Origin of the sequence: Mycobacterium kyorinense (assembly GCF_001672775.1) — a bacterium.
In the GTDB taxonomy this organism is placed as follows: domain Bacteria; phylum Actinomycetota; class Actinomycetes; order Mycobacteriales; family Mycobacteriaceae; genus Mycobacterium; species Mycobacterium kyorinense_A.
Map to the genome: position 1 here is coordinate 46,595 of NZ_LZKJ01000201.1, position 12,424 is coordinate 59,018.

A 12,424-nucleotide genomic window follows, 5' to 3' on the forward strand; every position below is an offset into this window, starting at 1 on the left:
ATGAACAAAGACGACATGATCCTGATCAGCGTCGACGACCACATCGTAGAGCCGCCCGGCATGTTCAAAAATCATCTGCCCCAAAAGTATCTGGACGAGGCGCCGCGGTTGGTGCACAACCCCGATGGCTCAGACACCTGGCAATTCCGCGACGTGGTGATCCCCAACGTGGCGCTCAATGCTGTGGCTGGCAGGCCGATCCGTTCAGCTCTCACATCGCGAAGGAGCAGGCAACCGTCGGCGCCCTGCGTAAGGCCGCCGAAGGGCACGACGTCTCTATCCGCGCGCTGTCCAAGCACGACCACGGCGGCGAGGTTTCTGGCTGGCAAGATCAGTTGAGCAAGCTGACTATGAACACGTCTGGTAACTCCAAAGACTGACGCTCAGCCCGTTGCGGCGAGGCGGTCGGCAAGCACCCGGGGCCGCCCGGCTGAGCGCGCCGCGAGTTTGTTGCGCTCGACCTTGCCGTTAGCATTGACGGGCAGCGGCTCGTTCCAGAACACCAGTTCCTCGGGCAGCTTGTACTTGGGCATTCCCGCCGAGATGAGCGCGTCGGCGATCTTCGCGAGGGACATGTCGACGTCGGCGTCGAGAACCATTGCCACGGCGAGTCGTTCGCCGGTCGTGACGTCGGCCACCGAGTATGCCGCGCACTCGCGGACCCCAGCGATCTTGCCGACGGCCTCCTCCACCTCGACAGCCGCGATCTTCAGACCGTTGCGGATGATGATGTCCTTCAAACGCCCGACGATGCGCACCCGGCAATCGGAGATTTCGGCCACGTCGCCGGTGCGGAACCAGTCGCCGTCGAACGCCCGCGCGTCGTCATAGGCGTCGGTGTACCCGAGGAACGTGTGCGGCCCCCGAATGCAGCACTCGGCGGGATCCGTCGCGGACCCCATCCTTACCTCGACGTCGTCCAGCGCGACACCGTCGTCGGCGTGACGCACGTCCGCCGACTCCGACCGCAGGCCCGATGTGCTCACCGGAACTTCTGAGGAACCGTAGGCGCGCATCACGACGATCCCGAAATCGTCTTCGATGCGCGTGGCGATGCGTCGATCCAGCATGGTCCCGCCCAAATAGACCGCCTGCAGGGGCACATCGAGGCCGCGAACCACCGCCTCGTCGAGCAGCCTGTCCAGCAAGCGATCGGGTCCGCCGTACCAGGTCGCGCCCGACGAGACCAGCAGCTTGCAGGTTTCGGCAGCATCCCAGTGGTCCTCCAGGATGACGGGCGCGCCGAGCATCGGCCCGATGAACAGGGCCTGCAGCACTCCGGTCACCGACGCCAGCGGGCTGATGAGAAAAATCCGGTCCGCCGGACCCAGGCCGGCCGCCGCGACGTAGTTTGACGACGCCTTCATCAGCGTGCTCTGCGAGTGGATGACGCCCTTGGGTGCCGAGGTGGTGCCCGACGTGTAGAGCACGAGGCATGGCTCGTCGGCCGCACGCTCGGGTCGGTACGCCGTCTGAGGTGTACCGCCGGTGTCCAAGGCGACCCATGTCACTTGCGCAGAGTGCCGTCTCCGCAGTGCCGCAGGCCAACACGGCGCGACACCGAACTCGGCCCCCGTGCGCGCAATGATGTCGGCCACCTGTGCGACGCCGGCGCTGCGGGGCACCAGCAGGACCACGGCATCGAGGCGCAGCGCCGCATAGACGGCAACCACGGAATCCACGTCGTTGCCCACGACGGCAACGATCGGTGTCGACGGCCCAACCCCCGAAACCGCCAACGCGCCACAGGCCGCGTCGATGTGCGCGTCGAGTTCGGCATAGCTGAGCTCGGCCCCCCGGGTGCACAGAGCCACCTTCTCCGGATGTCGTGCCGCGGCGGCCCGAACGACGTCGACGGGCTCACCCGACCAGGACCCCGCCTCGCGGTATCGGTCCCACAATGCCGCGGCGCGCCGCTGCGCACACTGCAACAGCACCGGCGCTTCGCTCATAGCTGTCCTCCGATGCAAATGATGGTTCTCATTGAGAGTAAATGTAACCTCTCAGCATGCCGTCAATGAACTTCGACAATCAGGTAGCCATCATCACCGGCGCAGGTGGTGGCCTCGGCCGCTGCCACGCCCTCGAACTCGCCCGTCGGGGCGCGCGCGTCGTGGTCAACGACCTGGGCAGCGCGGTGGACGGCACCGGTGCGTCGATATCGGCCGCGCAGACCGTCGTTGACGAGATCACCTCGTCCGGCGGTACGGCGATCGCCAACGGCGACTCGGTCGCTAGCGAGGAGGGCAGCGCAGCCATCGTGGCAGCGGCCATGGACACATTCGGACAGGTCGACATTCTCATCAACAACGCGGGAATCCTGCGTGACGCGGCATTCAAGAACATGACCGCCGAACAAGTGGACGCGGTCATTTCCGTCCACCTGTCCGGTGCCTTTAACGTCACCCGCGCGGTATGGCCGGTCATGCGCGAACGCAACTATGGACGAATCGTCCAAACAACCTCGGGTACCGGTTTGTTCGGTAACTTCGGGCAGGCCAATTACGGCGCGGCCAAGATGGGGCTCGTCGGCATGATGCACGTGCTGGCCATCGAGGGAGCACGAAACGGCATCGCGATCAACGCGGTCGCCCCCATCGCACGGACGCGCATGACGGAAACCATCATGGGCGAAGCCGGTAAGGCGATGGATCCCGAATTCGTGACTCCGGTCGTGGTTTACCTGTCGCATCGCGACTGCAACCGCACCGCCCACATTTATTCGGTGGGAGCAGGCAAGGTGTCACGAGTATTCATCGGCGTGACCAAAGGAATCGAAAACACTTCGCTCACTGCGGAATCCGTCGCGGAGGCGATAGACGAGATCGATGATGCCGCGACGTTTACGATCCGCGGTGGGCCTGCCAAAGAGTGAGGGTCAGCGGCCCAAGAATCGCGGTTCGCGGCGCTCGGCGAACGATTGCAGGCCCTCCTGAAGATCGGTGGTCCGCGACACCGCCTCTTGAGCCCACGCTTCCTGCTCGAAGGCTCGATCACGGCCCGACTCCGAGGACACCAAAAGCAGTCGTTTGGTGTGCGCGAGCATGACCGTCGGGCCAGCCGCAAGCCGGCCGACCAGCTCGTCGGCAACTGCGTCGATAACATTCGGGGCAACCACGCGGTTGACCAGCCCCAGCCGCTCACAGGTGGCGGCGTCGACGGGTTCGCCGAGCATCAACAGTTCGGTGGCCTTGCGCAACCCCACGATCCTCGTCAGCAAATGAATGGCACCGGAATCGGGAAGCACACCACGGCGCACGAACGCTGCGACAAGCTTTGCCTCAGTGGACATGACGACAAGATCGCAGGCCAGAACCAGGCTGATTCCTGCCCCAGCCGCGGTGCCGTTCACCGCAGCGACTACGGGCTTATCGCAGTCGAGGATCGACGAGACCAACCGCTGCCAGCCGTTCTGCAGCATCCGAGCGACGTCCCCTGACCGCTTGTCGGCCACCGGCGGTTGGGGGGCTGATCCAGCGGGCAAGCCGGCCCCTGCGCAGAAGTGCCGTTGCCCGGTGGCACCCAGTAACACCGCGCGCACCGCTGGGTCGTCGCCGGCGCGTTGGAAAGCCTCGGTCAGCGCGTCACGAGCCAACGGCGACAACGAATTCCCCACATTCGCGCGGTCTATGGTGATGCGGTAAACACCGTCGGCACCGACATCCGCCAGGATTCCTGGCCGCTCCTCGCTCAACTCACTCACCCCTGCCGTTAACGGCGTTTCCGCTTTTCGGGTATCTTAATTTCCACACTTGCCGGGGCCACGATATTCGCCAAAACTGAGGAGGCGCGATATGACCCGCTCCTCTCAATCGGGCGAAATCACCGAGGAGGGGCTGGCCAGGTTGCGTGGCACCATCGGCATCGCCGTTCCGCATACCCAGCCACCGCATTACGTCCGCCCTAACGAGGACACTTTCCGCCACGTCGCCGAAGCCTACGGGGACGCCAATCCCATGTGGGCCGATCCGGACTACGCGGCAAAGACGGTGTGGGGTGAGTCGATCGCGCCGCCCGCACTGGTCGGAGGTGACACGTTGATCGGCGAAGACGAAGTCACCGAACTCTCCGCGGAGGATCGCGCCCTCACGAAGGGCGACCCGCTGCGCGGGGTGCACGCGTTCTACGCGTCCTCCGCGCGAGAGTGGTGGGCTCCACTGCGGGCCAATCACCGAGTCTTCAGGCGCAACGCGCTGGTCGCGGCCCTCGACAAAAGCAGTGAGTTCGCCGGTCGGGCGATTCACGAGTGGTCGGCGCAAGTCTTCCGGGACGACGAGGGCACCATTCTCGGCGGCCAGTACCGCAACATGATCCGCACCGAGCGCAGCAAGGCCCGCGGCCGCAAGAAATATGAGTCGATCGAACTCAAGATCTGGACCCCCGAGGAGATCGCCGAGATCGACGAACGCTACGCGCGGGAATCCCCTCGTGGTGCCGAACCGCGGTGGTGGGAAGACGTCAACGAGGGCGACACAATCGGCTCACTGACCAAGGGACCACTCACCGTCACCGACATGGTCTGCTGGCATGTCGGCATGGGCACCGGTATGTACGGGGTGCGTCCCCTGCGGTTGGCGTGGCGCAACCGGCAACGCATTCCCCGCTTCTACACCCCGAACGACCACGGCGTGCCCGATGTGCAGCAGCGCGTGCACTGGGAGCCGGACGCGGCCCGAAATGCCGGCAACCCCACCACTTTCGATTACGGCCGGATGCGCGAGACATGGTTGATCCATCTGTGTACGGACTGGATGGGCGACGACGCCTGGCTGTGGAAGCTGGACTGTGAGTTCCGGCTGTTCAACTACGTAGGCGATCTGCACACGATCGCCGGCACTGTGACTCGAAAGTACCTCGCAGAAGGCGAGCGCCCCGCGGTCGATGTCGAACTCGCGGCGACCAACCACCGCAACGAGATCACCGCGCCGGGACACGCGACGATCCTGTTACCCAGCCGGAGGCACGGCCCAGTCCGATTGCCCGATCCGCCCGGCCGGGCGACGAACCTGACCGATTTGCTCACCGCCGTATCGGCTGAATTCGCAGAACGCTGACCGCAGCCATGACCTATGCGAGCGTCCCCGGACTTAGGGCCGAGCAGCAAGGCCCAACTCTGTGCCTGACCTTGGACCGCGCTGAACGGCGCAACGCCGTCAATGACACGATGCTCGACGCATTGATTGAACACCTCGCCGCCGCCGGCATCGATGAGGCGGTCCGTGTCATCCGCATCGACGCCGATGGCCCGGACTTCTGCGCAGGTTCCGATCTCATCGCGAACAACGCGAAGTCGGAGCGAAAGCCGCGAGTGGGCAGTACTCAGCGCCGGCTGCCGAACAAAGCCAACCGGCTGATCCCGTTGATGCTGGAGACTCAGCTACCTATCGTCGCAGTAGTCCGCGGCTGGGCGGCCGGCCTGGGGTTCCACATCGCGTTGGCGTCCGACTTCTGCGTGGCCGCCGACGACGCTCGGTTCTGGGAACCGTTCATGGCCCGCGGCTTCACACCGGACAGCGGCGCCGCCTGGTTGCTGCCCCGCTTAATCGGGATGGTGCGCACCCGGCAGCTGCTGATGCTCGGCGAGGAGATCTCCGGGGCGACAGCTGCCGACTGGGGCATCATCCACCGCGCCTACGCAACCGAGCAATTGGCCTCTGCCGCAGCGGCACTTGTCACCAGACTCGGTGAGGCGCCCACAGTTGCCCTCGGCCTCACCAAGTGGCTGCTGCACAGCGGCAACGGACTCGACCTCGACCGCCATCTCCAGAACGAGGCGTTGGCGCTGGAATTATCGAGCCGCAGCGACGATTTCAAGGAGGGCCTGACGGCATTTCGTGACAAACGCGACGCGAAGTTCCAGGGCCGCTGACCAGATCATGGCTCTCTTGCCGATCGCCCCCGAAACCTCCGTAGCTGACGCCCTCGACACGGTGCGGCAGTGGATCGCCACCGAGGTGCCCGCGGCGTGGCGTTCCGCGGCCGCCGACGGGCCCGCGGCCCTGCGGGCTGTCCGCACCGCGGCCGCCTACCGGGATTGGTATCCGACATTCGCGGAATCGGGACTGGTCGCACCGACCTGGCTTCCCGAGCACGGTGGTCTCGGCGTCGGCGACGACACTGCACACGCGATTGAGGCAATTCTCGCCCCGCTCCGGCTCACGCGGCTGAATCCCTTGGGACTCAACAACACTGCAGCGGCATTGTTCGGTCATGGCACCGAGGAACAGCGGTTACGCTTTCTGCCGCCCATCGTCCGCAACGAAGAGAAATGGTGTCAGCTTTTCAGCGAACCCGGCGCGGGCTCCGATCTCGCGTCGTTGGCGACCCGCGCCGTACGCGACGGTGATCACTGGCTGATCTCCGGACAGAAGGTGTGGACCACGTGGGCCGACGAGGCGGACTTCGCAATCCTGCTGGCGCGCACCGATCCGGGCCAGCCCAAACACAAGGGCATCACGTACTTCCTGCTCGACATGCACCAACCGGGCGTCGACGTCCGACCGCTGCGCCAGATCACCGGGGAATCGGAGTTCAACGAGGTCTTCCTCGATGGCGCGCGGGTGCCCGACGAGCATCGGGTCGGGGAAATCAACGACGGTTGGCGGATCAGCGCGTCAACCCTGTCCAGTGAGCGGCAGATGGTTTCCGGATCGGGATCCGGTGGTATGGGCCGCCTCGGTGGTTCCGGCACCCAGCGCTTGATCTCCCTGGCTCGACAGACCGGGCGTTGGAACGACCCAGTGGTCCGAGGCAAGATCATGCGACTGTGGGCTCAGGAGCAGATTCGCGGCTGGACCAATGCGCGTGTGCGCGCCGCGCTTTCGGCCGGCCAGTCGCCCGGTGCGGCGTCCTCGATTGGCAAGGTTCATCAAGCCACGCTCAATCAGCAGATCCAAGATCTGATGGTCGACCTGCTGGGCACGGCCGCGGTGGCCTGGCCGGCGACCAGCGATCCTGACACGTTGCCCCGCGAGGTACAGGGCATGCTGCGCAGCCTGGCCAACGCCACCGAGGGCGGCACGACCGACATCAACAAAAATATTCTCGGCGAGCGCGTACTCGGCCTGCCCAAGGAGCCGGATCCGTGGAAGGGTAAGCCCTGGAAGGACATTCCGCGCTCGTGAGCGGCTACGAACGGTTGATCGTCGACAAATCCGACAGCGTCGGCTGGCTGATCCTGAACCGGCCGGATGCCGGCAATGCGTTCGATGCGCTAATGCTTGACGAACTCGAGGCCGCGTGGGCCGAATTGGATGCCGACCCCGAGGTGAAGGCGATCGTGAACACCGCCAACGGCAAGGCGTTCTGCACCGGAATGGACGTGGTGCAGGTGGCTCGCGACAAAGCGGCCATGCGACGGCACTCACGCCGAACGAGGGACGCCGAGTTGAAGATTTCGTCGTGGCACTGCGAAGTCTGGAAGCCGGTGATCGCGGCGGTCAATGGGGTGTGCGCGGGCGGGGGTCTGCATTTGGTCGCCGACGCCGACATCGTTATCGCCGCCGAACAGGCTTCGTTTGTCGACCCACATGTCTCGGTGGGGCAGGCCGTCGCGTACGAGGCGATCACGCTGCTGCGTAAGTCTCCGATGGAGGCGATCACCCGAATGACGTTGAGCGGTAGGGGCGAGCGTATCTCGGCACAGCGGGCATACGAATTGGGCATCGTCTCGGATGTCGTGCCTGTCGATCAGCTTCGGGCGACCGCCGGCGGACTGGCCGCCGCTGTCGCAACCAACTCGCCTACCGCGATGCGCGCCACCAAGAAGGCGTTGTGGTATTCCCTCGAAGTCGGCCTGTCGGTAGCTAAAAGCGCTGCTAGCGAGGAGATCTTGCGCTTGCGCAATCACCCCGATCATGCCGAGGGCGTACGCGCCTGGCGCGACAAGCGGCCGGCGAAATGGCAGCCGCTGGAGGCTACATGACCTACCAGAGGTTGATCGTCGAGCGGCGCGGTCCAGTCGGCTGGATCATCAACAATCGGCCCGAACGGCTGAACGCGTACGACGCGACGATGCGCGCGGAGTTTCCGAGGGCATGGGCGGAATTGGATGCTGACCCCGGCGTGCGGGTCATCGTGCACACCGGCAATGGCAGGGCGTTTCAGGTGGGTGCCGACGTTGAGGACCTAGATGGCGAGGCGGTGCAGCAGTTCCAGGAGTCGATGCGAACACTGGATTTGAAGTTGACGGCCTGGCATTGCAATGTGGGGAAGCCCGTCATCACGGCCGTCAACGGGGTGTGCGCGGGCGGCGGGCTGCATTGGGTCGCCGACGCCGACGTCGTCATCGCGTCGTCCGACGCGACCTTCGTCGACCCGCACGTCTCCATTGGCCAGGTCAGTGCTTTGGAGACAATCGCGCTGATGCGGAAGATGCCCGCCGAGGCGGTGTTGAGGATGGCGCTCGTCGGCAGCCACGAACGTCTGACTGCCCAACGCGCGTACGAGCTCGGCATGATCAGCCAGATCGTCGACCCACCCGACACGCTGCGCGAGGTCGCGCAGAAACTCGCCGAGAGGATCGCATTGAACTCGCCCGCGGCGATGCGGGCGACCAAGCGCGCGTTGTGGGGCGCACTCGAATACGGCTTGACAGACGCGTGCCGGGCGGGCGCCAAGCACTTGACGTCGATGTGGGGCCATCCCGACCAGAACGAAGGACCACAGGCATTCGCCGACAAACGCACGCCCAATTGGCAACCGCTGGAGCCTGACTCGTGAATCTCGCCGCGCTGCTGGCCGACCTGCCCGATACGGCGGTGCACACATTGACCGTCGATGTCTCACGCGACGATCTCCTCGCGAGCGCGGACCGCCTGGCCGCGTTACTCGACGAAGCCGGCTTGGTGACCGGACAAGTCGTCGCGGCGATGCTGCCCAATGACGCCGGCACGGTCGCCGCCCTGTTCGGGGCATGGCGCGCCGGTGGGGTTTACACGCCGCTCAACCCGAGGGCCGCCGATGCGGAGTTGGCGTCACAGCTCGCGACATTGCGGCCGGTCGCAGTGATAACGACACCCGAACTGGCCCATCGGTTCTCCGAAGCCACGTTGCCCGTCGTTGCAGGAACGAATTTGAAGTGGTCGCTCTCGCCATCGTCTGTGCCGCCACACGATCCACTGCAGTACGACTCCGACGTGGCCCTGTTGCAGTTCACTTCCGGTACCACCGGGCCGCCGAAACCGGTGCCGCTTCGGCATGCCACCGTGCTCGACCTGATCGACCGGCTGCTGGCGAAACTCCGCGGTGCGAAATCCGCAGCGCCCACCCAGCGCGCACCCATGCCCAATTTGGTGCCACTGTCACTGTCGTTGTGGGCCGGTATCTACCAGGTGCTGTTCGCCTTCCGTGCGGGCTCGGGTGTCGTGCTGATGGACAGGTTTTCGGCTTCCGACTTCGCCGCGCTCGTCAAGCGGCATCAGTTGCGCTCCACGGTTCTACCTCCCGCGGCGTTGACGCTGGTGCTGCACGACGAATCGGTCACGAACCTCTCGCCGCTGAAGATCGTTCGTTCGATCACCGCTCCCCTGTCCCCCGTGCAAGCCGGTCGGTTCCGGGACAAGTTCGGCGTCATCGTGCTGAACTCCTACGGCCAAACCGAACTCGGTGGCGAGGTCGTCGGATGGTCGGCCGCCGACGCGCGGGAATGGGGGGAGACCAAGCTGGGCTCCGTCGGGCGTCCGCTGCCAGGCATCGACGTGACGATCGCCGACGACGAGGTGTTGGTCCGCACTCCGACGACGGCGGCTCGCAAGATCGACCCCGCATTTCTCGACAGGCTCACCGATGACGGCTGGTTTCACACCGGCGATCTCGGGTGGTTCGACGACGACGGCTTTCTGTGGCTGGACGGCCGGGTGTCGGACATGATCAATCGTGGTGGGCTGAAGGTCTTCCCGGGCACGGTGGAGGACGTGCTCCTGGCCGCTGAGGGGGTACGCGAAGCGGCGGTGGTGGGGATTCCCGACGAGCGCCTCGGCGAGGTGCCCTGGGCATTCGTCGCCTGTCACCCCCATGAATTGTCCGAAGACGACCTGATCGCGTGGTGCCGCGAGCGCCTCACGCCGTACCGCGTCCCGGTGCGTGTCGTGTTCGTCGAGCAGCTGCCGCGCAACGATGTCGGCAAGGTCGTCAGACGCGACCTTGCTGCGTTGGCCGACGCCTGAGGTGGCAATCGGATACCGTCGTTTGCTATCTTGAGAATCAATATTCTCACACATGTTGGAGGCGCTGGTGACCGACGGAAAAGCATTCGAGGTCTGGGATGCCGACAACCACATGTACGAGACCATCGACGCTTACACCCGGTACCTGCCCGAGAAGTACTCGGAGGCGCTGAAGTTCGTCGAAGTGAACGGACGCACGAAGCTGCAGATCCTCGGCGTGGTCACCGAGTGCATCCCGAACCCGACCTACGAGGTAATCCCGACGCCGGGCGCGTGGGCCGACTATTACCGCGGCATCAATCCCGAGGGCAAGTCCCTTCGTGAACTGGCCGAGCCCATCCGCTGCCCCGACGCCTTCCGGCGCCCTGACCTCCGACTGGAGCTGATGGACTCCCAAGGTGTCGACGGCGCGGTGATGTTCCCGACTACGGCGGGCATGCTCGAAGAACGGACCAAGTCCGACACCGAACTGACCCACGCGGTGACACACGCCTTCAACCGCTGGCTGCTCGACGACTGGACGTTCAATTATCAGAACCGCATTTTCGCCGTGCCCGCGATCTCGCTCAACGATCCTGCCGAAGGAGTCAAGGAACTCGAGTGGTGCCTGGAGAACGGCGCCAGAACGGTGCTGATCCGGCCGGCCCCAGTACCACGTGAAGACGGCACGTCCCGCTCGCCCGCTCTGCCCGAGTTCGACGACTTCTGGCGGCTTGTCGAGTCATCGGGTATCGCCCTACAGATGCACAATTCGGACTCCGGCTACGACCGCTACGTCGACGACTGGGAAGGCGGCGACGAGTTCCAGGGGTTCCATCTCACCAAGCTTCGCGGCTTCATTTACGAAGAGAGTCGCCACATCTTCGACACGCTCGCGGCGTTCATCGCCCATGGCGTGTTCGAGCGCTTCCCCGGTCTACGCGTCGGCGTGATCGAGAATGGCGGATCGTGGGCTCAGCGGTTGATGGAAGTGTTCGATCGGGTATATCGCAAAAAGCCCAAGGACTTCAGCGAACACCCCTGCGAGGTCTTCCGCAGGCATGTCTGGGTCAACCCCTTCCATGAAGAGGACATGTCGCACCTCATCGACGTGCTCGGCGCTGACCGGGTGATGTTCGGCTCCGACTTCCCGCATCCCGAGGGACTCGCCCACCCCGCGGAATTCGTCAAGGAACTCACCAACCTCCCCGCCGACACCACAGCACAAGTGATGGGCGGCAATTTGAAGCAGCTCATCGGCCTCTAAGACATCAGGCACCGAACCGCGCACGCAGCTCGTTCTTCAGCACCTTCCCAGTGAGGTTTCGCGGCAGCGCTTCCACCAATTCAAGTCGCTCGGGGCATTTGTGGCGACTCAAGCCTTTGCCCTCGCAGTGTTTCGCCAATGTGGCGAGGGTGATATCACTTCCGGGTTCGGCAACCACAACGGCGCAAACCCGCTCGCCTGTAAGCGAATCCGGCACTCCGATGACCGCGACGTCCGCGACGGCCGGATGTGTGGCCAGCACGCCCTCGATTTCCAACGCCGAGATGTTCTCGGCGTTGCGAATGATCGCGTCCTTGATGCGCCCGGTGACGACGACGTTGCCGTCCGTGTCGATGCGCCCTCGGTCCCCGCTGCGAAACCAGCCGTCGTGATCGAATGCATCGGTGTCGAGTGAGCTGTCGACATATCCCAGGAAGCACTGCGGTCCTTTGAGCCGCAACTCACCCTCCTCTCCCGGCGCGACTTCTTGCTCGGCGTCATTGACGACGCGGACGGATACCCCTTGCACCGGACGACCGACCGTGTGATCGAGCACGTCCGGAGCTCCGTCGGGCGGTGGTGAAGTCACCACCGGAAACTCGGTCAGTCCCCATGAGTTCGCCACTCCTGCAACCGAAAGCGTCTCGCGCACCTGCCGCCCCAGCTCCGCGGTGATCGGCGCTCCTCCCCCGACACAGCCGCGTAGATCGGGAAACAGCGGATCGGTGCCGTGCTCTCGCTGTGCGGCCATAAAGGCAACAAAGAAAGGGGTAGCCGAGCCAAGCATCGTCGGCCGGTGTGCTGCGATCGCCCTCGGTGTGAGCTCTGGGTCGAATGCGTCGAACAGTGACGTCAATCCGATCGCATTTCCGGTGTCGCACATCGGCGGTGCGGCGATGCTGGCGGCAAGCCTGCTCACCGGTATGCGACTGGTGCTGTTCGACGCATTCGACCCAGAGCTCACACCGAGGGCGATCGCAGCACACCGGCCGACGATGCTTGGCTCGGCTAC

General features: G+C 64.7%; 11 protein-coding genes and 1 pseudogene. 9 read left to right on the top strand and 3 right to left on the bottom strand.

The genetic code is table 11. The features are described 5' to 3' along the window. Window positions 1-198 (top strand): annotated as a pseudogene (locus A5707_RS23595) (amidohydrolase); the annotation flags it as partial. A gap of 185 nt (window positions 199-383) precedes the next feature. On the opposite strand, the gene A5707_RS22760 reads toward A5707_RS23595, so the two are convergent. After that, the gene (locus A5707_RS22760; protein WP_197495410.1) at window positions 384-1,901 is read right to left on the bottom strand and encodes an AMP-binding protein; all 1,518 of its coding nucleotides are present in this window, start codon (window positions 1,899-1,901) and stop codon (window positions 384-386) included. Between the two features lie 107 nt (window positions 1,902-2,008). Between A5707_RS22760 and A5707_RS22765 the strand changes: the two genes are divergently transcribed. Continuing rightward, window positions 2,009-2,875 (top strand): SDR family NAD(P)-dependent oxidoreductase, encoded by an 867-nt coding sequence (locus tag A5707_RS22765; RefSeq protein WP_065016697.1) that lies wholly within the window; start codon window positions 2,009-2,011, stop codon window positions 2,873-2,875. 3 nt (window positions 2,876-2,878) lie between these two features. Here A5707_RS22765 and A5707_RS22770 read toward each other — a convergent pair whose 3' ends face one another. Next, window positions 2,879-3,703, bottom strand: a complete 825-nt coding sequence (locus A5707_RS22770; protein WP_065016698.1) for an enoyl-CoA hydratase/isomerase family protein — start codon at window positions 3,701-3,703, stop codon at window positions 2,879-2,881. Window positions 3,704-3,794: 91 nt separating this feature from the next. On the opposite strand from A5707_RS22770, the gene A5707_RS22775 reads away from it, so the two are divergent. Genes A5707_RS22775 through A5707_RS22805 form a run of 7 tightly spaced genes read left to right on the top strand, consistent with a single transcriptional unit; the run spans window position 3,795 to window position 11,412 of the window. Next, window positions 3,795-5,054, top strand: a complete 1,260-nt coding sequence (locus A5707_RS22775) for a hypothetical protein (protein ID WP_065016699.1) — start codon at window positions 3,795-3,797, stop codon at window positions 5,052-5,054. 8 nt (window positions 5,055-5,062) lie between these two features. Continuing rightward, window positions 5,063-5,869 carry an enoyl-CoA hydratase/isomerase family protein gene (locus A5707_RS22780; protein ID WP_065016700.1) on the top strand — a complete coding sequence of 269 codons (807 nt, stop codon included), beginning with the start codon at window positions 5,063-5,065 and terminating at the stop codon, window positions 5,867-5,869. 7 nt (window positions 5,870-5,876) lie between these two features. Continuing rightward, complete coding sequence (locus tag A5707_RS22785) at window positions 5,877-7,124, top strand: acyl-CoA dehydrogenase family protein (RefSeq protein WP_065016701.1); 1,248 nt, start codon at window positions 5,877-5,879, stop codon at window positions 7,122-7,124. After that, entirely contained in the window at window positions 7,121-7,924 is an 804-nt protein-coding gene (locus tag A5707_RS22790) for an enoyl-CoA hydratase/isomerase family protein (protein ID WP_065016702.1), read from the top strand. The genes A5707_RS22785 and A5707_RS22790 overlap by 4 nt, the downstream gene beginning before the upstream one ends. Next, entirely contained in the window at window positions 7,921-8,721 is an 801-nt protein-coding gene (locus A5707_RS22795) for an enoyl-CoA hydratase/isomerase family protein (protein ID WP_065016703.1), read from the top strand. Before A5707_RS22790 ends, A5707_RS22795 begins: the two co-directional genes overlap by 4 nt. Beyond that, window positions 8,718-10,166, top strand: a complete 1,449-nt coding sequence (locus A5707_RS22800) for a class I adenylate-forming enzyme family protein (protein ID WP_065016704.1) — start codon at window positions 8,718-8,720, stop codon at window positions 10,164-10,166. The genes A5707_RS22795 and A5707_RS22800 overlap by 4 nt, the downstream gene beginning before the upstream one ends. Before the next feature lie 52 nt (window positions 10,167-10,218). After that, window positions 10,219-11,412 (top strand): amidohydrolase family protein, encoded by a 1,194-nt coding sequence (locus tag A5707_RS22805; protein WP_082969637.1) that lies wholly within the window; start codon window positions 10,219-10,221, stop codon window positions 11,410-11,412. A gap of 4 nt (window positions 11,413-11,416) precedes the next feature. Here the strand turns inward: A5707_RS22805 and A5707_RS22810 are convergent. Further along, the coding region (locus A5707_RS22810; RefSeq protein ID WP_156658287.1) for an ANL family adenylate-forming protein at window positions 11,417-12,424 on the bottom strand (1,008 nt) is incomplete at its 5' end.